This is a genomic window from Erythrobacter westpacificensis (assembly GCF_039542285.1).
Lineage (GTDB): Bacteria > Pseudomonadota > Alphaproteobacteria > Sphingomonadales > Sphingomonadaceae > Alteraurantiacibacter > Alteraurantiacibacter westpacificensis.
The window spans coordinates 202,323-227,634 of the sequence record NZ_BAABHV010000017.1; the positions used below are offsets into that span (position 1 = coordinate 202,323).

The 25,312-nt window shown below is 59.4% G+C and carries 23 protein-coding genes and 1 tRNA gene; 12 read left to right on the top strand and 12 right to left on the bottom strand.

The window, feature by feature from the left end; genetic code table 11:
* Positions 1 to 30 precede the first annotated feature (30 nt).
* Both secG and pyrG read left to right on the top strand, forming a co-directional pair.
* Positions 31 to 390: a preprotein translocase subunit SecG gene (gene secG / locus ABFX23_RS11860; protein ID WP_346033254.1), complete on the top strand. Its 360-nt coding sequence runs from the start codon at positions 31 to 33 to the stop codon at positions 388 to 390.
* A gap of 89 nt (positions 391 to 479) precedes the next feature.
* A complete protein-coding gene (gene pyrG / locus ABFX23_RS11865; protein ID WP_346033255.1) occupies positions 480 to 2,120 on the top strand; it encodes a CTP synthase in 1,641 nt (546 codons plus the stop codon).
* A 345-nt stretch (positions 2,121 to 2,465) separates the two neighbouring features.
* On the opposite strand, the gene ABFX23_RS11870 is transcribed toward pyrG, so the two are convergent.
* Positions 2,466 to 2,939, bottom strand: a complete 474-nt coding sequence (locus tag ABFX23_RS11870) for an Hsp20 family protein (RefSeq protein ID WP_346033256.1) — start codon at positions 2,937 to 2,939, stop codon at positions 2,466 to 2,468.
* Positions 2,940 to 3,069: 130 nt separating this feature from the next.
* Between ABFX23_RS11870 and grxC the strand changes: the two genes are divergently transcribed.
* From grxC to ABFX23_RS11890, 4 genes are all read left to right on the top strand, one after another.
* Positions 3,070 to 3,333, top strand: coding sequence for a glutaredoxin 3 (gene grxC / locus ABFX23_RS11875; protein ID WP_346033257.1), 264 nt, complete (start codon positions 3,070 to 3,072; stop codon positions 3,331 to 3,333).
* A 9-nt stretch (positions 3,334 to 3,342) separates the two neighbouring features.
* Positions 3,343 to 4,170, top strand: a complete 828-nt coding sequence (locus ABFX23_RS11880) for a carbon-nitrogen hydrolase family protein (protein WP_346033258.1) — start codon at positions 3,343 to 3,345, stop codon at positions 4,168 to 4,170.
* On the top strand, positions 4,167 to 4,649 hold the full coding sequence (locus ABFX23_RS11885; RefSeq protein WP_346033259.1) for a DUF1178 family protein: 483 nt from the start codon (positions 4,167 to 4,169) through the stop codon (positions 4,647 to 4,649). The genes ABFX23_RS11880 and ABFX23_RS11885 overlap by 4 nt, the downstream gene beginning before the upstream one ends.
* 38 nt (positions 4,650 to 4,687) lie before the next feature.
* A tRNA-Arg gene (locus ABFX23_RS11890) sits at positions 4,688 to 4,764 on the top strand.
* A gap of 255 nt (positions 4,765 to 5,019) precedes the next feature.
* Here ABFX23_RS11890 and ABFX23_RS11895 read toward each other — a convergent pair.
* Entirely contained in the window at positions 5,020 to 5,559 is a 540-nt protein-coding gene (locus ABFX23_RS11895; protein ID WP_346033260.1) for a hypothetical protein, read from the bottom strand.
* A 223-nt stretch (positions 5,560 to 5,782) separates the two neighbouring features.
* On the opposite strand from ABFX23_RS11895, the gene ABFX23_RS11900 reads away from it, so the two are divergent.
* Both ABFX23_RS11900 and ABFX23_RS11905 read left to right on the top strand, forming a co-directional pair.
* The gene (locus tag ABFX23_RS11900) at positions 5,783 to 8,617 is read left to right on the top strand and encodes a DNA methyltransferase (RefSeq protein ID WP_346033261.1); all 2,835 of its coding nucleotides are present in this window, start codon (positions 5,783 to 5,785) and stop codon (positions 8,615 to 8,617) included.
* On the top strand, positions 8,610 to 9,530 hold the full coding sequence (locus ABFX23_RS11905) for a GIY-YIG nuclease family protein (protein ID WP_346033262.1): 921 nt from the start codon (positions 8,610 to 8,612) through the stop codon (positions 9,528 to 9,530). Before ABFX23_RS11900 ends, ABFX23_RS11905 begins: the two co-directional genes overlap by 8 nt.
* A 356-nt stretch (positions 9,531 to 9,886) precedes the next feature.
* Here the strand turns inward: ABFX23_RS11905 and ABFX23_RS11910 are convergent, their stop codons facing one another.
* The 8 genes from ABFX23_RS11910 to ABFX23_RS11945 all read right to left on the bottom strand — a co-directional run bounded on the left by ABFX23_RS11910 (position 9,887) and on the right by ABFX23_RS11945 (position 18,425).
* Positions 9,887 to 10,102 (bottom strand): hypothetical protein, encoded by a 216-nt coding sequence (locus ABFX23_RS11910; RefSeq protein ID WP_346033263.1) that lies wholly within the window; start codon positions 10,100 to 10,102, stop codon positions 9,887 to 9,889.
* Positions 10,103 to 10,108: 6 nt separating this feature from the next.
* Entirely contained in the window at positions 10,109 to 11,497 is a 1,389-nt protein-coding gene (locus ABFX23_RS11915; RefSeq protein WP_346033264.1) for an AAA family ATPase, read from the bottom strand.
* Positions 11,498 to 11,522: 25 nt separating this feature from the next.
* Positions 11,523 to 11,837: a hypothetical protein gene (locus ABFX23_RS11920; RefSeq protein ID WP_346033265.1), complete on the bottom strand. Its 315-nt coding sequence runs from the start codon at positions 11,835 to 11,837 to the stop codon at positions 11,523 to 11,525.
* Positions 11,834 to 12,034 (bottom strand): hypothetical protein, encoded by a 201-nt coding sequence (locus tag ABFX23_RS11925; protein ID WP_346033266.1) that lies wholly within the window; start codon positions 12,032 to 12,034, stop codon positions 11,834 to 11,836. Before ABFX23_RS11925 ends, ABFX23_RS11920 begins: the two co-directional genes overlap by 4 nt.
* Before the next feature lie 311 nt (positions 12,035 to 12,345).
* Positions 12,346 to 13,071, bottom strand: a complete 726-nt coding sequence (locus tag ABFX23_RS11930; protein ID WP_346033267.1) for a hypothetical protein — start codon at positions 13,069 to 13,071, stop codon at positions 12,346 to 12,348.
* Positions 13,072 to 13,205: 134 nt separating this feature from the next.
* Positions 13,206 to 13,373: a hypothetical protein gene (locus tag ABFX23_RS11935; protein ID WP_346033268.1), complete on the bottom strand. Its 168-nt coding sequence runs from the start codon at positions 13,371 to 13,373 to the stop codon at positions 13,206 to 13,208.
* A gap of 208 nt (positions 13,374 to 13,581) precedes the next feature.
* Entirely contained in the window at positions 13,582 to 14,955 is a 1,374-nt protein-coding gene (locus ABFX23_RS11940) for a tyrosine-type recombinase/integrase (RefSeq protein WP_346033269.1), read from the bottom strand.
* A gap of 308 nt (positions 14,956 to 15,263) precedes the next feature.
* The gene (locus ABFX23_RS11945; protein WP_346033270.1) at positions 15,264 to 18,425 is read right to left on the bottom strand and encodes a TonB-dependent receptor domain-containing protein; all 3,162 of its coding nucleotides are present in this window, start codon (positions 18,423 to 18,425) and stop codon (positions 15,264 to 15,266) included.
* A 660-nt stretch (positions 18,426 to 19,085) separates the two neighbouring features.
* On the opposite strand from ABFX23_RS11945, the gene ABFX23_RS11950 reads away from it, so the two are divergent.
* Positions 19,086 to 20,402, top strand: coding sequence for a MarR family winged helix-turn-helix transcriptional regulator (locus ABFX23_RS11950; protein ID WP_346033271.1), 1,317 nt, complete (start codon positions 19,086 to 19,088; stop codon positions 20,400 to 20,402).
* Positions 20,403 to 20,435: 33 nt separating this feature from the next.
* On the opposite strand, the gene ABFX23_RS11955 is transcribed toward ABFX23_RS11950, so the two are convergent.
* Together ABFX23_RS11955 and hppD are read right to left on the bottom strand one after the other, a co-directional pair.
* A complete protein-coding gene (locus ABFX23_RS11955; protein WP_346033272.1) occupies positions 20,436 to 20,981 on the bottom strand; it encodes a hypothetical protein in 546 nt (181 codons plus the stop codon).
* Between the two features lie 116 nt (positions 20,982 to 21,097).
* Positions 21,098 to 22,207, bottom strand: a complete 1,110-nt coding sequence (gene hppD / locus ABFX23_RS11960) for a 4-hydroxyphenylpyruvate dioxygenase (protein ID WP_346033273.1) — start codon at positions 22,205 to 22,207, stop codon at positions 21,098 to 21,100.
* A gap of 120 nt (positions 22,208 to 22,327) precedes the next feature.
* Here hppD and ABFX23_RS11965 point away from each other — a divergent pair, with 120 nt between their 5' ends.
* The 3 genes from ABFX23_RS11965 (at position 22,328) to ABFX23_RS11975 (ending at position 25,281) form a co-directional block, all read left to right on the top strand.
* The gene (locus tag ABFX23_RS11965) at positions 22,328 to 22,648 is read left to right on the top strand and encodes an FtsB family cell division protein (RefSeq protein WP_346033274.1); all 321 of its coding nucleotides are present in this window, start codon (positions 22,328 to 22,330) and stop codon (positions 22,646 to 22,648) included.
* 155 nt (positions 22,649 to 22,803) lie between these two features.
* Positions 22,804 to 23,880: a pyruvate dehydrogenase (acetyl-transferring) E1 component subunit alpha gene (gene pdhA / locus ABFX23_RS11970; protein WP_346033275.1), complete on the top strand. Its 1,077-nt coding sequence runs from the start codon at positions 22,804 to 22,806 to the stop codon at positions 23,878 to 23,880.
* 3 nt (positions 23,881 to 23,883) lie between these two features.
* Positions 23,884 to 25,281, top strand: coding sequence for a pyruvate dehydrogenase complex E1 component subunit beta (locus tag ABFX23_RS11975; RefSeq protein ID WP_346033276.1), 1,398 nt, complete (start codon positions 23,884 to 23,886; stop codon positions 25,279 to 25,281).
* Positions 25,282 to 25,312: the final 31 nt, after the last annotated feature.

Sequence of the window (25,312 nt, forward strand, 5' to 3'; positions counted from 1 at the left end):
GTCTCAGGCAGGAATAGCGTTCCTTTCGTCATGTTTATCTTCTTCACCGTTCTTCAGGCGGTCATCGCCGCAACCCTCGTCATCCTGGTGCTGATGCAGCGTTCGGAAGGCGGCGGCCTCGGCATCGGCGGCGGCGGCAGTCCCGGCGGCCTGATGTCCGCTCGTGGTGCGGCGGATTTCCTGTCTCGCGCAACGAAGTGGTCTGCGATCCTGTTCGTAGGCCTGTCGATCGTGCTGGCCGCCCTGGCCGTGGACGTGTCGGGACAGCGTGATTTCGAGGACACCCTCGATCGTTCGACGACGGCGCCGAGCGAGAGCGCTGCCGAGGACGCGGTTGCACCGCAGCCTGAAGCTCCCGCGGAAGATCCCCTCGCAGATCTGGCCGAATAAAATATCCACGGAATAAAATCCCGAACCGGTCGAATTTGATACCAAATAGCTTGCGCCGAATCCCCGTGTGAGCTTAAGGCCCAACTCCCATGGCGCGGTACATTTTCATCACCGGCGGCGTGGTCTCCTCGCTTGGCAAAGGTCTCATGGCAGCATCGCTTGCTGCCCTCCTCCAGGCGCGTGGCTACAAGGTCCGCATTCGTAAGTTCGACCCCTACCTGAACGTGGATCCGGGGACGATGAGCCCCTACCAGCACGGCGAGGTCTACGTCACCGACGACGGCGCAGAGACCGATCTGGACCTGGGCCACTATGAGCGTTTCACCGGTGTTTCCGCGCACCAGAACGACAACATCACCTCAGGCCGCGTCTATCGCGACATCATCGCCAAGGAACGACGCGGCGACTACCTTGGCGCGACGGTCCAGGTGATCCCTCACGTTACCGACGCGATCAAGGAATTTGCGCTCGCCGACCAGGGCGACCACGATTTCATCCTGTGCGAGATCGGCGGCACGGTAGGCGATATCGAGAGCCTGCCCTTCATGGAAGCGATCCGCCAGCTGCGTAACGAACTGGAACCCGACCAGACGCTTTCGGTACACGTCACCCTGGTACCCTACATCGCGGCGGCCGGCGAGCTTAAGACCAAGCCGACGCAGCACTCGGTCCGCGAGCTGGCATCTCTGGGCATCAAGCCCGACGTCCTGCTGTGCCGCTGCGAGCACCCGCTGCCTGATACCGAGCGACAAAAAATCGCCAACTTCTGCAATGTGCGCAAGGAATCGGTCATTCCGGCTCTCGATGCGACGAGCATCTACGCCGTGCCGCAGCAATATCACGGCGTGGGGCTGGACAGCGAAGTGTTGCGGCATTTCGGCATGCTCGGCACGTCCAACCCGCCCGACATGACCCGCTGGGCCGACGTCGTGGATCGCTACGAGCATCCCGAAGGCGAGGTCACGATCGGGGTCGTTGGCAAGTACGTCGGTCTGCCCGATGCCTACAAGTCGTTGAACGAAGCCCTGGTGCATGGCGGAATGGCCAATCGCACCAAGGTCCACATCAAGTGGATCGATGCAGAGATCTTCGAGCAGGACGATGCCGAGATCGCAGCGGCGCTTGAACCCATGCACGGCATTCTCGTGCCGGGCGGTTTCGGCGAGCGCGGATCAGAGGGCAAGATCGCTTCGGTGCGTTTCGCGCGCGAACGCAAGGTGCCTTTCTTCGGCATCTGTCTCGGCATGCAGATGGCTTGCATCGAGGGCGCTCGCAACACCGCAGGGATTGCCGCGGCCTCCTCCACCGAATTCGGCGACACGCCAGAGCCGGTGGTGGGCATCATCACCGAATGGATGAGCAAGGAGGGGTTGCAGAAGCGTTCCGAGGAAACCGATCTTGGCGGAACCATGAGGCTTGGCGCTTACGAGGCGAAGCTGGCGGGTAACAGTCACGTCTCGAACATCTACGGCGGCGCAACCTCCATCTGGGAACGCCACCGCCACCGCTACGAAGTCAACTCGGCCTACGTGGAACGACTGGAGGCTGGTGGCCTGATCTTCTCGGGCATGTCGCCTGACGGACTGCTCCCCGAAATCGTCGAGCGGCCCCACCATCCGTGGTTCGTTGGCGTGCAATTCCACCCGGAATTGAAGAGCCGGCCGTTTGACCCGCACCCGCTGTTCAGTGGCTTTATCGCTGCGGCCCTGGCCCAGTCTCGCCTGGTCTAGTCCGTAAACAGTGGCTGCGGAATTTAGTGCCGTATGCTTACACTCGAGAGATTAACCTTGCATCAAGGCCCCTCCAGCGCGTAACATTATCTCAAGGCGACGGGTCGTTTACGCCTTAGTATGAGGGCGCTTTCACCGCGATCCCAGTTATCGATTTCAGGCCGGCCCAGCGCGGATAGCAGGGTTATTCCGCGCATGTCGGTTCGGTCTTGCCTCTTGGGGGCGGCTGTCTTTTGCGACCCGGACAGCCATCTCCGAAGGCGAGTCGGCGCTCGATGCGTCGAGGGGGCGAGGCTTTAGCGGGCCTCGCCCCCAACTGTTTCCACTATCGGAATCGGTAAGTTATCAGGCGGCGTCGGCCTTGTCGTCGCCCTTATCCTTGTTCTCGACCACCTTCAGCGAATTCCCGCCGATGGCAATCTTCTTCGGCTTCATCGCCTCGGGCACTTCGCGCACCAGGTCGATCACCAACAGGCCATCAGCCAGGTCGGCGTCCGACACGCGCACGTAATCGGCCAGTTCGAAGCGGCGTTCGAAACCGCGGTTGGCGATGCCGACATGCAGCATTTCACCTTCGGCGTTTTCCTCGCGCTTGCGGCCCTGCACGGTCAGCAGGTTCTGCTGGGCGGTGATATCGAGGTCTTCCGGACGGAAGCCAGCCACGGCGATGGTGATGCGATAGGCATCCTCGTCACGGCGCTCGATATTGAAGGGGGGATAGTTGTCGCCGCTGTTGCGGGCATTGTTCTCCAAGAGGTCGAACAGGCGATCGAAACCGACGGTGGAGCGGCGATAGGGGGTAAAGTCCATACGGTTCATTTGAAACAAATCCTCTTTTGAGCAATTTGACACTATGTGCGGACCCGCTTTCGGCATCCGCACGATTGAGATAGGAAGGCGCAAATCCGCTTTCAAGAACTGGCGCACCACCACTCCGCAGGGGAATTTCGTGAGCACACCCAAGGTCGAAATCTACACCAAGATGTACTGTGGCTTCTGCCATCGCGCAAAGCGCCTACTGGACCAGAAAGGCGTCGATTATGAAGAGTACGACATTACGCTGGGCGGTCCCAAGCGCCAGGAAATGCTGGATCGCAAACCCGATGCCATGACCGTTCCGCAGATTTTCATCGACGACAAGGCCATCGGCGGGTCCGACGATCTGGCCGCGCTGGAGCGCGAAGGCAAGCTCGACGCCATGCTCGGCCTCTGAGCCTCCATCATGCCCCGTATCGCTCTTTTGCAAATGACATCGGGCATCGATCCCGATGCCAATGCCGCCACCATCGCCGAGGCAATCGAACGCGCCGCGGGGGAGGGAGCAGAGATGCTCTTCACACCGGAGATGGCGGGTCTGCTCGATCGCAAGCGCGAGCGTGCAACACGCAATATCGTGCCGGAAAGCGAGAGCGCGATGGTTGATCGTGTTGCGAAGGCTGCGGGCGATGCTGGCGTGTGGGCGTGCCTTGGATTGCCGGTCCTGCGTGAAGACGGCCGCTGGGCTAACCGCACCCTGGTGTTCAACAAGAGCGGTGAAATCGCGGCTCGATACGACAAGATCCATATGTTCGACGTCGAACTCAATACTGGGGAGAGTTGGCGCGAATCCGCTGCCTATGTTCCGGGTGAAAAGGTCGTCACCGTCGAGGGTACCCCGGTTGGCCGCCTTGGCCTCACCATCTGCTACGACATTCGGTTTCCTGCTCTTTTTGAAGAGCTTGGCAGGAAGAGGTGCGATGCGATCGCTATTCCTGCTGCCTTTACCGTGCCAACCGGGAAGGCACACTGGCACCTCTTGCAACGCGCGAGGGCCGTAGAGGCTAGTGCCTTCGTGATCGGCGCGGCTCAGGTCGGCAAACATGCTGACGGTCGCGAAACCTACGGCCATTCGCTCGTTGTCGGTCCTTGGGGCGAGTTGCTGCTCGACATGGGCGGCGAGGCCGCTGGATTGCAAGTCTGCGATCTCGACCTCGAGCGCATTACAGAGGTGCGCAATCAACTGCCCAGCCTTGCCAACAAGCGCGATATCCCTAAATCAGCGGCGCAATGATCGTTTACGACCTTTCCTGCGAACATGGCCATCGTTTCGAGGGCTGGTTCAGCTCATCCGAAGATTTTGCCACGCAACAGGAGCGCGGGCTGGTATCCTGCCCGACCTGCGGGTCCGAAAGCGTTATCAAGGCACCGATGGCGCCTGCCGTGGGCCGAAAGGGAAACCAGCAACAGGTGAACGGACCATCCGGCGAAGGCCAGGGCAGGGGCGGCAACGGCCTTTCCAATACGCCGATGACGCCCGAGGTCGCAGAGGCCATCGACAAGTTGGCCAAGGCCCAGGCCAGGGCTCTGAAAGACAGCACTTGGGTGGGCAAGGATTTCGTGGAGCAGTCCCGCGCGATGCATTACGGCGAGCGCGATCACGCACCCATCCACGGCGAGGCGACCTTGCAGCAAGCGCGTGAATTGGTGGACGAGGGCGTACCCGTCGCGCCGCTGCCGCTGCCCGTTGCACCACCTGAGGACGTGAACTGATTGCCAGCCTGCCCGCGCCCCATTAGGGGAAGATTCGCGCGCCCGTAGCTCAGTCGGATAGAGCATCGGATTCCTAATCCGGGGGCCACAGGTTCGAATCCTGTCGGGCGCACCAATAATCTCAGTCACTTAGTTGCAAAGTCGAGGGGAGAGCGTCATCGTCCTTCACGTTCTACATGCACCATACATGCACCGCGAAAATGAAGGCGCATCATTGGCGCACATGATCCCCTATCCGTAAATCCCCCCCTTGTGCAAAGCCTCGACGTCGGAATTAGCAACAGTCTCTTCCAGTTCGACGGGGGGAGTTGCGATCTCATTGATTGACGGATCAGGGGGCCAAGCATCGCAAGGCTTGCACGTAGATCCGCTAATCGTAGCGGGTGCGATTCATGTTTTCCTGAATGACCTCGTAGTAGCCCGTTTCTTTCTTAAACTGCCTCATGTCAAAGATCAGCTGTTGTAGCTTTTTCACTACTTGTTGAACTTCCTCGACTGTAAAATCATGTTCAGTGGGATCGACGCCGAAAAATTTGGCTTTGCCATCGCGGGCCTGCGCATACATTGGCCTGAAAGCACCTTCGCGATCTGAATTCACCCAGTTTGAGTGTGCGAGGTGGTTTCTCAACCTATCTGCTTCTTTATGTCGGCCTAAGAAGTTGAGCAGTTTATCGCGTTTCGGATCGTCGGCAGGCAGCCTCAACTTCACAATCGCTTTGAAGACATCACGCCTGGTGCTCGCTGAGTATGGCTGCACGAGCAAAGCCATCTCATAAATGCTGATGTCTAAGACCGCACTAAGGAGCAAGTTGAATTCGACCTCAGCTGCTGCATAGGCCGTTATCAAAGCGCCTGCCGCGCAGTTCCACGGATGCGACATTCCAAAGATGACTGACACATTTGCACCCATTTGTTCAGGGAACGAGGGGGCGAGGTTAGTGTGAGAGCGCGGAACAAACAATCGCGGGTCCTACCCCTGGCGACCGAGATACCGAAGCGCCCTAAGACCGCTTTTTCTTTCACCGCGAACCGTTCATCCGATTGACTCAGTTCGAAGTTCCACTCTGTCCGGTCCAACGCGCTTGGCGCTGTATCTGAATGGCGCTAAGCCTCTCTGCAGAAAAGGGGAAGGCATGCGGCTAGGCTGGGACGAAATTAAGCGGCGCGCTAAGGCCTTCAGCGAGGAATGGAAGGACGCCCACTACGAGAAGGGTGAAACCCAAACCTTCTACAACGAGTTTTTCGAGCTGTTCGGCATCCGGCGAAAGCAGGTGGCGATTTACGAGCAGCGCGTGAAACTGCTCGAGCAAAAACACGGCTTCATTGATCTGTTCTGGCCGGGCACGCTCCTAGTCGAACAGAAAAGCGCGAACCTGGATCTGGATCGCGCGCAGGGACAGGCGCTCGACTATGTGCAGGGCGTCCATCCAACGGACCAGCCGCGCTGGGTTCTGACCTGCGATTTCCAGCGCTGGAGATTGTTGGACCTAGAGACGGGCCGGGAGCTCAAGTTCCACCTGCAAGACCTGCACAAGCATATTACCGCATTCGATTTCATGCTTGGCCGCAAGGTGAGCTTCGAGACGCAGGCTGGCGTTACGATCAAAGCAGCCGAACTCATGGGCAAGCTGCATGATGCGCTGGAGGAATCGGGCTACGTCGGCCACGATCTGGAGCAATTGCTTGTCCGCCTGCTGTTCTGCCTGTTCGCCGACGATACCGGCATATTCCAGCCGAAGGACATTTTTCTTCAGCTGATAGAGAACGATACGAGGCCAGATGGCAGCAACGTAGGCCGGGTGCTGAGCGACCTGTTCGATGTGCTGGATACGCCGGAGAACGCCCGGCAAACCACCCTGCAAGCCGAATTAGATGCCTTCCCCTATGTAAATGGTGATCTGTTCGGCGGAAGGCTCAGGACCGCGCATTTCGATGCCACCATGCGGGAGCATTTGCTCGATGCAGCCCGGCATGATTGGTCCGGCGTATCGCCCGCCATTTTTGGCTCTCTGTTTCAGTCGGTCATGGACGCCGAGCAGCGCCGGGCGAAGGGTGCCCACTACACTACCGAGGCCAATATCCTGAAAGTGATTGGCCCGCTTTTCCTGGACGAATTGAAGGTGGAATTAGAACGTATCATCGCGCGAAAGACCAAGCGCGATGCGGAGCTCGACAACTTTCTGACCAGATTGACGAGACTGACGTTTTTCGACCCCGCTTGTGGATGCGGCAACTTTCTTGTCATTGCCTATCGCGAAATTCGTGCGCTCGAATTGAGAGCGCTCGAAGCGCGCTGGCCTAAAGCCATGACTGACATTGGCGACGAACGGCGGCAGGGCGTGCTTGATCCCGCTCTTCTTTCGCGCGTTACAGTCGATCAGTTCTACGGTATCGAATATGAAGAGTTTCCCGCCCGCATTGCCGAAGTGGCCATGTGGATGATGGACCATATCGCGAACAATGCGCTGAACGAGAGTTTCTCGCTCAACTACGCGCGAATTCCTCTGAGGGATTCCGCCCACATCCTGCATGGCGATGCGCTGGAGGCCGACTGGAGCGAATTGCTGCCGCCCGAGAAATGCAGCTATATCATGGGCAATCCACCATTCGTGGGAGCCAAGTATCAAAGCCAGTTCCAGCGCGAACAGGTGCGGGCCATTGCCGGGTTAGGCGGGAGTGGCGGAACGCTCGACTACGTGGCGGCTTGGTTCATCAAGGCAGGCCAATACTTGCAAACCAATCGTGGCATTCGGCTGGCATTCGTTTCTACCAACTCGATTTGCCAAGGTGAGCAGGTAGCTCAGCTCTGGCCCATCCTGTTCGACAGGCATGGGCTAGAGATTGCTTTTGCCCATCGCACCTTCAACTGGGGCAGTGAGGCACGAGGCAAAGCCCACGTGCATGTGGTAATCGTTGGGTTGGCGCATCGAGATCACGAACCACCCGAGAAACGACTTTTTTCCTATCCGGACATTAAGGGCGACCCTGTCGAAAGCGGCCATGGCGCTTTGACAGCTTACCTTTTCGATGCGCGGGGGGTGGCGAACCGGCATCTCGTTGTAAAAGAGGAGGGACGCCCCATCAACGGCGCTAGGCGTATTGCGACGGGCAGTCAGCCCATTGACGGAGGGAACTACATCTTTGACGCTGCCGGACGCGCGGAGTTCTTGCAGCAAGAGCCAAAAGCTGCGCGTTTCCTTAGGCCATACTTAGCCGCTCAAGATTTCATAAATGGCGGCAGTCGCTGGGTGCTCTGCCTCTACGGTGCCGATCCCGGTGAGATTAAAGCAATGCCTGCCGTTGTCGAACGCATCAGGCGGGTTCGAGAATTTCGTTCCAAGAGTAAACGCAAGAGCACGTTGAGCGCAGCGAATACGCCCGCAGCTTTCGGCATGTCCGTCATTCCTGAAAGCCCCTTTCTAGTGTTGCCGAAAGTTAGCTCCGAGCGGCGAGAGTATGTGCCGCTCGACGTAGTTGAACCGCCGACGATTCCGAGCGATTTGGTGTTCTTGCTAACGGATGCCAGTCTATTTGAGTTTGCGGTCCTGACTAGTCGCGCTCACATGGCTTGGCTTGCGCATATTGGCGGGCGTCTCAAGAGTGACTTTCGCTACTCAATCGGGCTTGTCTACAACACCTTTCCTTGGCCCGAAGCCAGCAAGGCGAAGCGGGACAAGGTGGAGGCGTTGGCCCAAGCTGTGCTCGACGCCCGCGCCGCGCATCCAACCTCCAGCCTGGCCGATCTCTACGATCCGGACACCATGCCAGCCGATCTGCGCAAGGCTCATGGTGAGCTCGACGCCGCCGTGGACAATCTCTACCGGCCCACTCCCTTCGCCAGCGACCGCGACCGTGTTGAACACCTGTTCGGGCGCTACGAAGCCCTTGTGAACCCGCTCGAGCGCGTTGGAGTGGCTAAGAATAAGCGGGTAGCTCGAAAGACCCCTAAGGGAGTATCCAATGTCTGAACCATTCACCTTGCGTGTGTTCGTGCCCTCGGGAGATCCAGAAGGAACGCGTATCGTAGAAAAGATGAATTGGACTGGTCGCGGCTACTATGTTCCTCGAGACGATTGGGAGAATATCCGTAATCGCGGCGAGCTCGCTGGTCCTGGCGTCTATGTCCTACTTGGCTATGAACAAGACGAAATCGGCAATGAGGTACCCGTTGCTTACATCGGGCAGACAGATAGCCTTCGCTTGAGGATAGACCAACACGATAAGGGTAAGGATTTTTGGGAGAATGCCATGTTCTTCCTCTCCACGAATGGTGGCCTCAATCGCGCTCATATCACTTGGCTGGAATGGGAATTGATGGCTCAAGCCGTGAAAGCAAAGCGGGGTCGATTAGAAAACGGACTTTCTCACAGTGAGCCCACCCTATCTGAAAGCGAAAAAGCGGACGTACGCTCTTTCCTGAATGAAATGTTGCGCTTGATGCCGGTCATGGGAGTTCACTTCTTTGAACCCGCCAAAAGCATCCCTGTTGCGCCGGCCGCAAGCCCAATTGCCAAATCAGTCGCAGTTCCCGAAGTTGTGGTAGTGCCTGCGCAACCAGAGGGCTTCCAGAATGCCTATCTCGACCAAAATGCGTGGTGGGCGATTAGGATTGCCGCCAAGCATCGCGATAACCTAAAGTGGATTGCCGCCTACCAAGTAAATCCCATCGGTGCCGTCACGCATATCGCTGAAATCGACCACATCGAGCCGTTCGGTGACGAGGGGAAATTCAAGCTCTACTTTAAGGGTCCTGCAACGAAGTTGGCCAAACCTATCCCCTATGGAAATGCACCATCTGGAGCGATGCAGGGGCCGCGCTATTGCACCAAAGAAGCATTTGATAATGCAGGGTCCGTAGCTGATTTGGTGGTGAGCCAATAGAGGGGTAAGAGGGAAGGAAGAGAATTCCTTCTCATCATTAAGAGAAGGATTCTCTTCTCGTCTTGGCTATTATCCATTGCGTAAATCGGCGAGCCGCGCGATACGTCTGTTGTGTCCTCTGCAATTTGTGAGACCTGTCGCGATCTGATGGTAACGGCGTTGGTGTCTTGCAGAGACTTTGCCTCATGGCCGAATTCGTCGAACTTGCGGCTCACGTCATCGGAATGCCCTCGGCCTCGGCAACGAAAGCGGTTCGGGCCGTCGGATTGGCCCGATGTTCGACGCGAAGAAAATCGGGAAAACTGTGCTCATGATCAGTGCCTCGCCTCGTTATCGCTCGGGGCGGATCCAGTGCTTTAGAGAAGTTTCTCCAACGCTTCCGCTTCAGCGATCGCGGCATTTGCGGTGACACGAAGGGCCATCTCCACGGTGAACTTGTCCAGCTTACCATCACAGGCCTTGCGCAGCTGATCATCGGTCCAAGTTTCTTGGTATCCGATCGAGTTTAGAACAGCCTGAGCTTCGGACAGCGGCATTGGCAAGAAGGCGGAGAAATCGTTTCTATGGGTCATGTTCCTTCAGTTCCTTTCCGGCGTTGATTGTGATGGATTGACCCCACCTTGGGCTTCGGACTGCCGCCCCACCCCACCACCACCCCCACCCCCTTTATAGGGGGTTGGGTGGGGTGGGTTTGGTGAGGTGGCTTTCGCCCCAATTTCCCCACTGTTCCCCACCTCACTTTTCGAAGTGGGGAGGTCGGCGGGTTCAACGGGCTTTCCGACAATTAGAAACGGCTTTTCACGGCCTTTTCGGGTGGGGCGGCGCTCGACTTTCAGCGCGCCGTTTTCAATCCACGTTCGCAAGAGGGATTTGACGCGGGCCTTGTCGGCCTTGTCGTCGAGATCAGCCCCGATGACCTGGGCAACAGCATGGCCTGCCCAGTCGTTCGCTTGGACATTCTCAGCCCATTCGCCAGCCGCAATCCGCTGCTGCACTTCATAGAGGTCGCGAACCGAGATCCCGTCAAAGGCATTCGGCGGGGTCCATTGAACCGCTGCGCCTACGCTGTCGCCGTTGGGCAAGCTGACTGAGACCTTGCGAAACCACATGGCCCCTTCGGCTGGTGCGCGGTTCGGTTTGTCATCCTCGACGCGGACAAAGGCACGTTGCTCTGCCCGGTCGGCGATGCCGAAGCGTTCCGCCTCTTCGCCGGTCATGGGATTGAGCACGAGGGTAGACCGGGCCACGTTGATCAGCGATACCGCTCCGCGGCTGTCTTCGGCGCGGGTTTCGCGGCCTCCCATTTTCTTGCTGTGGTGAACCAGGATGATCGCCGCACCCGTATCAGCCGCAAGGCGTTTCCAACGCTTCGCCACCGCATCAATTTTACCGTTGTCGTTCTCGCTCACGCGGTGGCTGGATACGAAGGGGTCGACGATCAGAGCATCTATTTTCCGCCTCTCAATCTCGGACCTGAGAGCGTCGAATATCGGCTCCACGATCTCCAGTCCGGTCGGCGTCTCGACCGCGGTGCAAAGCGCCTGATCGAGTCCGCTATCGACGAAGAGTCTGCCGCCACAATCGGCGGCGCCTATGCCGTGTTGAATTCCGCAGGCGGAGACCTGCCTTGCGAGTTCGTCTGCATCATCCTCCAAGTTCCAAAGCCACGTTGCGCGCGCGCCTTCTGGCAGTCCCTTGCCTAGGAAATCTTGGCCGCTTGCCAGCGAGAGCGAGATGGCGGTGGTGAGCGTCGACTTCCCCAGCCCGCCCGGCGCGACAATCGCGGTTATCTCCCCGCGCAATAACCATTTCCCAAAGAGCCAACGGCGCGGTGCAATCTCGGCAGGATCCATCCAGCCAAAGGGCGTTGCCGAGATGCTACCAGCGGACTCCTTCGCTTCCTGGATTGCCTCGCGGAATTCATCAGCATAGGCATCGAGCGGCGCGAACGGCTGGGTTCCGTCCATTGGCACTTCGCGAACGTGAGAAAGCTCAGTCCGCATAGGGCGCCTCGCTGGCGAGATGATCCGCCGTGAAAGCAGCCTGCACTAGGTTCCGACAAAGCCGCGTCGCCAGTTCCAGCCGCACGGTAGGGACATCGGCGAAGGCGTATCGACCGGCTATGTCATGGGCCGTTTGCGCCAGTTCGTAAGCCATCTCATCATCGCGGGTCGCGATGAGCTGCCCGGCGAAGTCGCGCGCCTTCATCAATGCGATCCGCCAGCGCAATTCCTCGCCCTCAGCCTCGGGCATGAAATGCAGCACTATCGCGGCGAGTTGGCGGTCAATCTGATCGCCGCCACTCATTGGGTGAGCCCCGCGGAGTTGTCGATCAATTCCGCGCATATCGCCTTGGCGAATAGTTCGGCGAAGCGCAATGCCTTCGCCCGGTCGTCGAAACGGTCCTCTCCGATTGGCACGTCCAATACGGTGACGACGAATTGCAAGCCATCGCGATGCACATAGATCCGCTCGCGGTGAGGCTCATTGGCTGGCGCGGCCATGATCAGGCTGCTTCGCTGGTTGACTGGACCTTGCGCTCATTGAGCCACGCTTGCACATCGCGAGGATCATACAGGACCTTGCGGCCAAGTTTGCTGTACCGGGGGCCGTCTCCTGTGAGCCGAAGCTTTGCACAGTACCCGGCGTGCGCGCCGAGCATGTCATCAAGCTCCGCCGAAGTTAGTTGCTTTTGAAGGGGCATGGACATTCTCCGCACATCAATGATGCCAAGGGAATGCCCATCAATCTCGAAGCAATCTAAGGGCTAATCGATCCAAAGTTTTTGATCGATCTTCCCAAGGGGCGAAGTTCGCTAGGATTCTGGGAATATCGAGTGCGGTAACGAGAACCGCGGGCGACTTGCAGCATCGTCTACGGCCGCCCTAAGCTGGTCAGGTGATAGATCGATTCCGATTGCCAATGAGTGCATCCGAAAGAAAAAGTCCGGCCACACGCCATAGTTTTCTGCCGGCTTCCATCCGTTGACGGTCGCTTCTTCCCCAAAGGCCAGTTCGAAGACCTGCATCAATACGTGCGCTTGTCGGGTGCGTAACTCCTTCGCGGCCTGGCTTCTCCACGGACCAGTGGGAATTTCAATTCCCGCTGCAACATTTCGAAGGTCAGTCACGGCGTTTGGCAGCATCTTGGAGATCGCTTGAAAACGATCCCAAGCCTCATCATCCATTGCCATCAGTTGTGCCTCGGCAACTTCCGAGATCGCTCCAATCAGTTGGGAAGCTTTCTCGAAAGAGGCAGTGAGTTTGACAATCTGCGCTCGCGTGTCTTTCGCCGCTTCGATAGCTTGAGGCATTGCGGACAGCTGGGGTACGCAAACTCCAAATGCGCGACGCACCATGAGCGCGAGCCAATTCATCGATCTGCCATTGACCAAGTCTAATGGATAGTTCGCTAAGGCAGCAATCACTCCGTCCTCATGGACATGGGGGAACCTGCCGTCATTACCGTAAATTGCGCTGAGGCTTGGGTCTGGTGCATCACCTCTGGCCCAACGCTCGAAATGTTCTTCAAACTCATCCACCGGGCCCGCTCCGGAGTCCGCGGGGTGAAGGTGGGGCAAGGTGGCGGACTGTCACCCTTTCGCTCGGCCAAGCTAGCCCCAATCACTGGATAGCAACGAAGTCTCAGCGGCGCTATACGCTCCGTCCGCTTCATTCACTCGTTTTCACAGAGGATGCGCGCCAGCGATAGAAGGTCCCCAATGCCCTCCAGCGCCGCGCTCTTGTAGCTATCTACCATCGCTGCGATTTCGCCTTCCTGCCCGTCGAATGAGGCGGCGAGACACATTGTAATTCCGTGGGCGTGTCGGAGCACTGCGCTCATGGCTTCGGCTCAGCTGCTCGCGCCGAATGGCGAAGGTCTATTTGGACCATCCGGACGAAACGCGATGAGACCTCGGGTGATCGCGCCGGGGGCATGTTCGTTTGCGGCATTTTCTACACTGTGCAATTTGGGTTTAGCCATTTCTCGACTCCTTAGGTCGTGGGTGGTGAGGGGGCCGGCGTTGGTTGCATCATCACCGGCCCCCGCCTCACTGGGCGGAATTGCCCGATGAATTGTTTGCCGCGCGAAGAGGGATCACGTTGTCGCTGTCGGTGGCGCCTTGCAGAATTCGATCGCAGTGATCGGACCATGCTTGCAGAGCCGCTTTCTTTTCGTCCCTCCAATCATATTGCTGATACACTTCAGCAATGCCTGAGCGGCTGGCGCCGGACACATGGTTGAGGACTGCCTCAGTGACTTCGAAACGAATGCCTAGCTTTTGGAAATTGGTCGCTACGGTTCGCCGAGCATCATGCAGGCGCCACGGTTCGATCTCGACATCTTCAGGATCGTCACCGGCGCTCTGAGCATCCGTTCGGGCAATCTTGAGCATCGCAGCGTCTAGCCGTGATTTGCCACGTGAGAAGCCGCTGATCGGTCGCTTGCCCGTGGTGGTAAACAGAAGCCCCTTTCGTGGCCAATTGCGCTTCTTGTCACCTAAGCAGCCAGCGAGAGCGTCGAGAACCGCCATGGCTTTCGCATTCAACGGAATAAAGTGGGGTTGACCATTCTTCGATCGTTCGGCTGGCAATATCCATTCTGCATTGTCTCGATCGAGTTCTTTCCAATCAAGTCCAGCGACTTCATTGCGCCGCTGTCCAGTCGCGAAAATCAAGTCGAAGAACGGACCGAACGGCTTTTCCATCCCTGCCGCTGCCCGCAATGCCAATGAGAGCTCTCTATCGTTCAGAACGCGTTTTCGACTGTTCGCGGGCGAGGGTGCCTTTATGCCCTCCAGCGGGTTCGCATCAATGTCACCGCGCCCCGCGGCCCACTTGAAGAGCATTCTCATCACGGCGAAGGTGATGCGCCTCACTGCAGGCTGATCAAACGGAACAGCGTCAAGCACCTTCACTAGATCGCGGCGCTCAATCTCTGACAGCGGCTTGTCGCCGAGCGAGGGCGTAACGTGGTTTGCCAAGGTCGCTTCATAGTTTTCTCGGGTCCGTTCGCGCGTCCCTGGTTTGAGACCTGACGATAGCCAGCGCTCCGCATACTTCGCGAATGTCATTTCGCGCGCCCGATGCCTCTCTTCTTCGGCTGCGGCATCTGCGGCCAGCTTGTCGCGCTTCGCGTCGATGGGGTCGACACCGCGCCCGACTTGCTCAGCAAGTCTCTTTGCTTGATCGCGAGCACCATCTGGCGTCCACGTACCATATCGGCCGATGGTATAGCGGCGAAGTTTAGTTCCTCTGCCGCCTAAACGGTATTGGTAGATGAAACTCTTGGTACCCGATGGAAGGACGAGAAGCCCAAAACCCTTCACTTCCGTGTCCCATAGGATCCATTGGCGATCCCGCGCCTGCGCTTCGTTCACAGCGGTCTTGGTAACCTTCCTCACGGATGTCTTTTTCGATGCCATTGCCCAGCCTCAAGCGCCGTCTCTACATGCACCGTACATGCACGGGAAAAGAATTTGAGGCAATGCCGAAGAATGTCAGGGCATGATAAACGGCGGAAAACTGCGAATTCTCGAAAATGCCAAAGCGTATGGCACCTAATTCCTAATCCGGGGGCCACAGGTTCGAATCCTGTCGGGCGCACCAAAGGGCAGCATCCCGCAAGGGGTGCTGCCCTTTGGTTTGGGCGCGCCGGATTTGTTACCCTCCAAAGAAAAAGGGCCCCTCCACGAAGGAGGGGCCCTCTTTTTCGTTCGGTTTCTATCCGAGATTAGAAGCGGAAGTTGGCACCGAAGTAGAAGCGACGACCGTTGGTGTCGTAGTAGAGGTTGTTGTAACCGCCACCCGAAAGCTGGCCAACCGACGGATCGGCAGCCGTGTTCACGCCGCCCAGCGGGGGACGCTTGTTGAACAGGTTGTCGACGCCGAAGCGCAGGTTGATCGTTTCGTTGACCGCATACGAACCGTTCAGGTTGAACAGGTTGTAGCTCGGGTAGCCGGTGGTCGGCGTCGGAGCGCCGATCAGGGCTTCCGTCGCGTCTTCGATCGAAGGCAGGTGCTGCCACTGGACACCGACGTAGGCCGGGCCCCAGTTGTAGCCGACGGTCGTGAACACGCGGTATTCGTAGTTACCGCCGTTCAGGCCGTTCTCGCCAGTACCCAGGGTGCCGACGTAATCGACCATCGGCAGGATACCGTCGAGCGCAGTCGACTTGAAGTCGATCGCATAGCTGCCCAGCACATTCAGGTTGAGCGTACCCGGACCCGCTTCGAGTGCGAGGTCCAGCGCAACGTCGATACCCGACAGTTCGAAGGCACCGTTGTTCACGTAGGTACGCTGGACGTTGCCCAGGGCACCGGTCGCGTTACGCGGAACCAGCTGGCAGTTCGCCGAGTTGGCGACTTCCTGCGGCGTGCCGCCGAACGCGGGGTTCAGCAGCGGATCGTAGCAGGAACGCAGCGCGATACCGACAGTCTGCAGACCGATCGCGTCCTCGACGCTGATGTTGTAGTAGTCCACCGTCAGGCGAGCGCGAGAGATCGCACCGCCGATGTACGGCTGGAACACTGCACCAACGGTCCAGGTGTCGGCCTTCTCAGGGGTGAGGTTCGGGTTACCGATAGTGGTCGGGAAGGCAAAGCCGCCGGTACCACTGTCCTGAACGCCTGCGTAGTACTGCTCGTCGGCATCCGGGTTGCCGCTGGCTTCCATCTGGATGCGGCAGATCGCCTCGACCTTGGCACCGTTCTCGTTGCCGCCTTCGAACTGGTCGCCCGCCTGGTTGGCCGAGAACGACAGCGGGTTGGCCAGCGAGCAGGGGTCGCCAACCGAGTTGCCACCGAAGGTCTGCGACGCCTGCAGGAACAGCTCACCGATGTTCGGTGCGCGTTCTGCACGGTTGTACCCACCGCGGATACGCAGCCAGTCGGTGACCTGCCAGTCGCCCAGGATCTTGTAGGTGTAGCTCGTGCCCGTGGTCGAGTAGTCGGAAATACGACCGCCGACTTCCAGGTTCAGCTGCTGCACCATCGGAAGATCCGAAAGCAGCGGAATGAGCAATTCGCCGTAAAGCTCGTGAACGTCGAAGGACGCATCCACGTTGCCGCTGGGATAGATGCCCTGCGCCTGGTCGAGGAACGAGCGACCGTCCGTTGTCAGCGTATCGTTGTCGAACTCGAACTGGAGCTCGCGATAGCTGGCACCAAGAGCGATACCCACTTCACCGGCAGGAAGCTGGAACAGGCCGCCCGAGATGTTCGCCTCGGCAATGGTCTGGGTCACGTCCGAACGGTTCTTCAGGTCGGCACGGATGGCTTCGAGGCAATCCTCGGAGAAGCCGCCGGCCGGCGGGTTGAAGAGGTTCAGGCCCGAAGTACAGGTCGCGGTGGAAGCACCGAAACCGAAGTTCGGCGGGCCCTGGTTGCCGGTCTGGCTGAAGCCACGACCGAAGTTCGGCGCGCTCAGGACAGCCTGGAAACGAGCCAGCGAGTTGACGCCGGTCTGCTTCGCATAGGTCGACGAAATGCCGTGGCTGACGAAGGTTTCCCAGGCAAAGCTGGTGCCGGGGATGTAGCCTTCGAAGCCTGCCGTCAGGTTGTAGGTCGTGACGTCAGTGAACGTTTCACGATCGTCGAACAGCAGCGACTCGAGCTGGAACGGCGCGTCCGGATCGGGACGGCTGTCGAGCAGGGTCTGGAGCTGGGCCGGCATTTCGCCGGGATCGAGCTGCGTCGGGTCGATGTTGACGGTCCAACCGCCCACGGCCGGCGAAGGCTCGTTGCGCGTGAAGGTCTCGACGTGGCTGAAAAGCGCCTGGCCGAACACGCCAACCCAGTCGTTGATCTCGTAGTTACCGCGGGCGAACGCGTTGTAACGCGTCAGCGGCAGGATGAGATAGAGGCTGGTGTTGTTGGAGCTGATCGCGCCGTTGATCGTCTGCTTGAAGGGCAGGCCGTCGAGCGGCAGGTCGAACTGGTCGTTGCCGAAGTTGGACGGAGTGCCGTTTGCACCGATGGTGAAGGCCTGGCCGGTTGCCGGATTGACGTAGACGTTAACGCCGGCGAGCCCATCCGGGCCATCGGGGAACACCGTGCCGAAATCAGGCTGGTTCGGACCGAAGCCGAAGTTGATGCCCGGTGCCGGAATGAAGAACTGGCCACCGGCGATGTTCGGATCGGCGTACAGGTCGGTGTACCACTCGCGGTCACGCTGGAAGTTGGCTTCGCGGGTGTTCATCGACATCGCGAGCGAGATGTTGCCGCGACCGTCGGCGAAGTCGGTGCCCATGATGCCCGACAGCTGGTATTCGAAGTTGTCGCCTTCCTCGGTAATGCCGAACTGGGCATCGAGTTCGAGGCCTTCGAAATCCTTCTTCAGGATGAAGTTCGTCACACCGGCAACGGCGTCGGCGCCGTAGGTAGCCGAGGCACCACCCGAGATCGTTTCGATACGCTCGATGGCAGCAGAGGGCAGGGTGGAGATGTCGACCACGCCCGAAGCGTTGCCCGGCGTACCGCGACGACCGTCGATCAGGACGAGGTTACGGTTGGTGCCGATACCGCGCAGCGAGATCGTTGCCGCGCCCGGCGTGTTGGTTGCCGTGGGCTGGATGTCTCCACCTTGCGTCGGGGTCTGTGCCGGAACGAACTGCGGCAGCTTGTTCAGGTTGGATTCGATAGCGGCGGTGGAGGACTGCTCGAGCAGGCCTTCGTCCACGGTCACCATCGGGCTGTTGGAGTTGTAGTCCTGCGTGGCGATGCGCGAACCGGTAACAACGATGCGCTGGGCAGGCGCGGAATCTTCCTCGCCAACCTGCACGTCGTCGCCGACTGTTGCATCCTGTGCCATGGCCGGAGCGGCCATGAACATTGTGCCGGCACCACCTGCCAGCAATGCAGCGCGGAATAGCTGCGCACGATTAAAGGTTTTCACTTTGTGCTCCCTTCACAGTGAAGACAGGCTTGCACGGTGCAAACCTGCCAATGGTCATCGTCCCACGATAGATTGCCCGTGGCCGCGCCGGAATGCGCGTGGCTTTCCGACGTGAAATCGCGGGGTCAATGTGTTTGATGGAATGTTGCGGGTGCAGAAAATGTGCGCGCAGACGCGGGAGCCAAAAAGACCCGTTCGCGGCGCTGGATTGCGCAATGTGCATACATTTTCCTCCCCCGGCGGACTGGCATTTCTCTGAGACCAGCCTGAACCGAAGCACTGGCATATTCAGGCTTGTTGATTGTGTCTAGTCGATGAATCGCAAGCCGTGTGGACGGATTGGTTTATTGGGAAAAAATGAGGCTCGAAAGTCCGGAATGCGGCCGCAGTTTTCATGTGTATGAAATTTAAGTTATGTGTAATCTCAACGCGTTAAGCTGATTTTGAAGGCAATTCCGGATTCGTGCGCAACAAAGTGTTGCCTTGCTGCATCGCCTTTCAAATTGATAGTATCCGAAATCGTTGATCGAGTCCGGATTGGCCCGTTGCACCGGTGTTCAGGCGTTTGTGCGATGGCATGGGGACATGGCAATCGTGTCGCTGTTCAAACCACCCAAAGGCCATTAAGGGTCTCGTGCAGCCAGGAACAAGGCAGAACGAATGAAAGAAGCCCGCAAAGGAAATACGGGGGCCGGCAGAGGGGAAACGACGTCGATGGTGGTGCCGGAATGGCGCAGGCTGCTGTTCGATCACGCTCGCTCCGTCTACGCCGACGGAGCAGAAGCGCGCGAGAAAAAGGCCGCGACTACGAAATTGCAGCAACTGCTCGGACCGATGGCCGACGAAGCCATGCGGATTGTGGAGGCATTCGCACACGGTGCGCGCGCTGCCGATGGCTTAACGGGAAGCGGTCAGGGCGTGCCGCCCGAATTCGAGACGCGCCTGTCCATCATCCTCAACGGCCTCGCGCCGGAAGCGGAAACGCACCGGTCGGGGGAGGGCGAACAGAGCGCCGTCATCCAGCAAGAGCTATGGCAGCTTCTCTACAAGGTGCGCGAAAGCGCGGAGCTGTCCTACGCGCGCGAGATCGATCTCGTCGAACTCGACCGCCGCATCCTTTTCCTGTTGCGGAGCCAGGGGCCGCTTGTCCCGGCCGATATCTCCGGCTCCGTCGGCGTGGACAAGGCACAGGTCAGCCGTTCCGTGAAACGCCTGCTGGAACTCAAGATGGTGGAGCGTGACCAGATACGCGCCCCTGTCAGCCTGACGCGCAAGGGCGCGACGCTGGCCGACCGCCTCTTGCGGCTTGCCGAGCTGCGCAACCGCGAACTCACGTTCGATATCGGTGACGACGAGCTGGCTTCGTTTTTCGCCGTCATCGAGAAGTTGCTGCACCGCGCCGTGATGCTCTACGAGCAGGAGCGCGCGCTGAACCAGAACGACGTGAAATCGCTCAATCCGTTCGTGGCAGATCCTGATTACGAGCCGAATTCCGAAAACCCGATCGTGATCGAGCGCAGCCGGATCCTCGCACCGTTGATGACGCTTTCGGCCTACTTCAGTCGAAGTGGAGCTTTGACCTTCAAGCGCCTGACAAGTCTATCGAATTTTGAAAGCTGGGTGCTGAACGAGATTGCGCTGGATGCACCCATCGACTGGAATACGCTGGTCTCTCGCCTCGACCGCGATCACAGCCAGGCCGGGCGTACCGTCACGGCCTTGATCGAACGCGGGCTGGTGAAACGCAGCGGGAAGCCCGGCAGGCGGCACGGCCTGTTCTCGCCCACTGACGAAGGCCAGCGCCTGATCGAGATCATCCAGGAAGCCAGTCGCCAGCGCAGCGCATTCCTGATGGCGCCGTTATCGGTCCCCGAACGCGAAAGGTTCTTCGCAACCTTCGAGAAGGTTCGTCGCAACGCGGTTGTGCAGTTGGAACGCGAACGCACTTTCGACGAACTGGGGCACAGCGTCCCCTGATCTCGCGCCTTACACTAGGAGGCGCGTGATGCTTTACCGAACGCGGCGGACGCGGACCGATGCCTGGCGATCGAAGGTCAGCAGGAAGCTGCCCAGCGATGCACGGTCGATCTCCACCTGGTCTCCGGGGCGCGGGGCGCGATAGGAGAACGGAACGGATTCGGTGAACAGCCACTGTGCGCCGTCTTCCAGCGTAACGAGGTACACGCCCGGCTCGCGCTGGCGCACTTCGCTCACGCGGGCCTGTAGCTGATCGATCTGTCCGGCGGGGGTTTCGAACCGTTGCGGGGTGCGGACATCCTCCCGGCCAAAGCCCGAGGGACCACGCGTATCGAGCGGCGCGCCGCGATCACCGGTAGGAGCGGCCATCTGTCCGGGCACCGAACTGCGAGCCTGTCCGCCGGCAGCGGTGATGTTGTTGTCGTAACAGGCAAGCCGCGCCGTCGCGTCGTCGATCTGAGCACAGTTGCGCAGGATGTTCAGCACGATGGCATCGTCCACCTGCGCGGCAGCGGGTGTTGCCAGCAAGGCAAGCGGCAGGGCAACGGCGGAAACAGTAAGGGCGCGAAACGCGATCATGGTACAGGGAAACTCCTCTCGTCAGGCAGCGTGATGGCGCTTAAGGAGTTCAGGTGCAAGGGGCTTGCGGCGCATCGTTGGCGCGCCGCAAGCTTTTTGCACGGGTACGACCGCGATCAGGCGTCGACGGTCTTGGCATCCTTCGTGTCGAGCACACCGCGCTTGATCTGATCGCGTTCGATGCTCTCGAACAAGGCCTTGAAATTGCCTTCGCCGAATCCCTCGTCACCCTTGCGCTGGATGAATTCGAAGAACACCGGGCCGACCTGCGCTTCGGCGAAGATCTGCAACAGCAGGCGAGGGGAACCACCCTCGGTCGTGCCGTCCAGCAGGATGCCGCGCGCTTTCAGCGCGTCCACGTCCTCGCCGTGATCGGGCAGACGGTCGGACAGCATCTCGTAATAGGTCTCGGGCGGAGCCGTCATGAAGGGCACGCCGAATTCCTTCAGCTTGTCCCAGGCGGCCACGAGGTCGTCGCAGATCAGGGCGATGTGCTGGATGCCTTCGCCGTTGAATTCGCGCAGGAATTCCTCGATCTGGCCCTTGCCGCCTTCGCCCTCTTCGTTGAGCGGAATGCGGATCTTGCCGTCCGGCGCGGTGAGCGCCTTGGACGTGAGGCCGGTGTACTCGCCCTTGATGTCGAAGAAACGGATCTCGCGGAAGTTGAAGAGCGTCTCGTAGTAATCCGCCCAGTACTTCATCCGGCCGCCGTAGACGTTGTGCGTCAGGTGGTCGATCACGTTGAAGCCGGCGCCTTCCGGGTGCTTTTCGACACCGTCGAGGTATTCGAAATCGATGTCGTAGATGGAAAGGCCCTTGCCGTCCTCGTCGTGGTAGCGGTCGATCAGGTAGACGATCGCGCCGCCGATCCCGCGAATGGCAGGGATGTGCAATTCCATCGGGCCCGTCTCGACCTGGACGGGCTCTGCACCGCGCTTGAGCAGTTCCTTGTAGGCCTTGGCCGCATCCTTGACACGGAAGCCCATGCCACATGCCGAAGGGCCATGCTCGCGGGCAAAGAACCAGGCAGCGCTGCGTGGTTCGTAATTGAGGATGAGATTGATCTGGCCCTGTCGCCAGAGCTGCACGTCCTTCGACCGGTGCGAGGCCACGTGCTTGAAGCCCATGGATTCGAAGACAGGCTCGATCACGCCTTTCTCCGGTGCGCAGAATTCAACAAATTCGAAGCCGTCGAGGCCAATGGGGTTTTCAAATAGATCAGTCATGGTTTCACTTGTAACCTTTTTCCAGTTCCGGCGCAACCGGGTATCAATCCGTCGGACTTTCCGCAGATCCCCACGAATGCCGCTTGAATCGGCGAGGTGTTTGTGATTCAAGGTGTTCCCATGAACGGGATGGCGCATCGCAAGGAAGTGGTAAGGGAGCGGATCGTGAACGCGATCGCGTTGCTCATCCTCATGCTGATCGGCGGCCTGGCCCTTATCGGTCCTTCCGGGGTTCTGGCCTGGGGCGAGCAGGCGGCGCGCCTCGGCGAACATGAAGAGCGGATCGCCGCGTTGCAGGAACGCAAGGCAGAGTTGGAAAACCGCGTTGAACTGCTCGATCCGGAGAATGTCGATCCCGATTACGCGTCGGAACTCGTGCGTGGAAATCTGGGTGTCGCGCATCCTGACGAATATGTCGTCGAACTGGAACCGATCGACTGATCGTTCGCTTCGGATTGGCACGGCGGTCAATCCATTTTCACCACATTGGTAAATGAGGGAAGTGCGGCGTTGCCAGCGCATCGCATGGGTGATTATAGGCGATCGCGAAAACACATCAGCGTTGCGATGGCGCAGCGACATTAGGGGATTGCATCTTGGCCAAAGCCTCCACCTCCAAAGCCGACAAGAAAGAGCAGACCGCCGGCGACGACGACTTCGCCCTGCGCTCGTTGCAGGAAGCCCTGGAGAAGGAGAAGCGCTTCAAACCCAGCGAAGACCAGCTGATGCATTTCTACGAGCAGATGCTGCTCATCCGCCGATTCGAGGAAAAGGCCGGACAGCTTTACGGCCTCGGCCTGATCGGCGGCTTTTGCCACCTCTATATCGGCCAGGAAGCGGTCGCCATCGGCCTGCAGAGTGCGCTCGACAACGATCGCGACAGCGTGATTACCGGCTATCGCGACCATGGGCACATGCTCGCCTACGGCATCGACCCCAAGGTGATCATGGCCGAACTGACGGGCCGCGCCGCTGGCATTTCCAAGGGCAAGGGCGGCTCGATGCACATGTTCAGCACCGAGCATAAATTCTACGGCGGTCATGGCATCGTCGGCGCACAGGTTGCGCTCGGCGGCGGTCTCGCGTTTGCCCACCAGTACAACGAGGACGGTGGCCTGTGCCTCGCCTATTTCGGTGACGGGGCGGCGAACCAGGGCCAGGTCTACGAGACTATGAACATGGCCGCGCTCTGGAACCTGCCGATCGTGTTCGTGGTGGAGAACAACCAGTACGCGATGGGCACCGCGGTGAAGCGGTCCAGCGCGGAGACCGAGTTCTACCGTCGCGGCACCGCGTTCCGCATCCCCGGAATGGATGTGAACGGCATGGACGTTCTCGAAGTGCGCCAGGCCGCCGAAATCGCCTTCAAGCACGTGCGCGATGGCAACGGCCCGGTGCTGATGGAATGCAACACCTATCGCTATCGCGGTCACTCCATGTCCGATCCGGCAAAGTATCGCACGCGAGAGGAAGTGCAGGACCAGCGCGAAAAGAACGACCCGATCGAACGGGTGAAGAAAGACCTCGCCGCGGCGGGTATCGAAGAGGACAAGTTGAAGGAAATCGACAAGGGCATCCGCGCCACCGTGGCCGAAGCTGCGGACTTTGCCGAAAGCTCGCCCGAACCCGAGGCCAGCGAACTCTACACCGACGTTCTGGTGGGGGAGTACTGAGCCATGGCGATCGAACTGAAAATGCCCGCCCTCTCGCCCACCATGGAAGAAGGCACGCTGGCCAAGTGGCTGGTGAAGGAAGGCGACTCCGTTTCTGCTGGCGACGTTCTCGCCGAGATCGAGACCGACAAGGCCACGATGGAATTCGAATCCATCGATGAAGGCACCGTTGGCAAGATCCTCGTTGCCGAGGGCACCGAAGAGGTGAAAGTCGGCACCGTCATCGCCATCCTGGCGGGCGAGGGCGAGGATGCCTCGGATATCGAGGCGCCCGCACCCGCCGCATCGTCCGATGACGAAGTTAAGGACGTCGAGGGCGAAGGCAAGGATGTCGGCCGCGAGGGCAATCCCCTCGATATCGACAAGCCCGCATCGAAACCGCGCGCCGACGATCCCGAAGTGCCCGAAGGCACCAATATGGTGAAGCTGACGGTGCGCGAAGCGCTGCGCGATGCCATGGCCGAGGAAATGCGCCTCGACGAACGTGTCTTCGTGATGGGCGAGGAGGTGGCAGAGTACCAGGGCGCCTACAAGGTGACGCAGGGCCTGCTCGACGAGTTCGGGCCGAAGCGCGTGATCGACACCCCGATCACCGAATACGGCTTTGCCGGTATCGGCACGGGCGCTGCCATGGGCGGCCTTCGCCCGGTGGTGGAATTCATGACGTTCAACTTCGCCATGCAGGCGATTGACCATATCATCAATTCCGCGGCGAAGACCAATTACATGTCAGGCGGCCAGATGCGTTGCCCGGTGGTGTTCCGTGGCCCCAACGGCGCGGCAAGCCGCGTGGGCGCGCAGCACAGCCAGAACTACGGCCCGTGGTACGCCAGCGTGCCTGGCCTGATCGTCATTGCACCCTACGACGCGCAGGACGCCAAGGGCCTGCTGAAATCGGCGATCCGCAGCGATGACCCGGTCGTCTTCCTCGAAAACGAACTGGTCTATGGCCAGAGCTTCGAGGTTGCCCAGCTCGACGATCATGTCCTGCCCATCGGCAAGGCGCGGATCATGCGCGAGGGCAGCGATGTCACCATCGTGTCCTATTCCATCGCCGTGGGCGTGGCGCTGGAAGCTGCCGAGGAACTGGCAGAGCAGGGCATCGATGCCGAAGTGATCGACCTGCGCACGCTGCGCCCGCTCGATACCGAAACCATCCTCAAGAGCCTGGCGAAAACCAACCGCGTGGTCATCGCAGAGGAAGGCTGGCCCACCTGTTCGATCGCTTCGGAAGTGATCGCGGTGTGCATGGAAGAAGGGTTCGACCACCTCGACGCACCCGTCCTGCGCGTGTGCAACGAGGACGTGCCGCTGCCCTATGCGGCTAACCTCGAAAAGCTGGCGCTGATCGACAAGGACCGCGTCGTCGCGGCTTGCCGTAAGGTTACCTACGCAGACTGATCCGGTGCGGGGGGGAGGGGTGGCTCCCCGC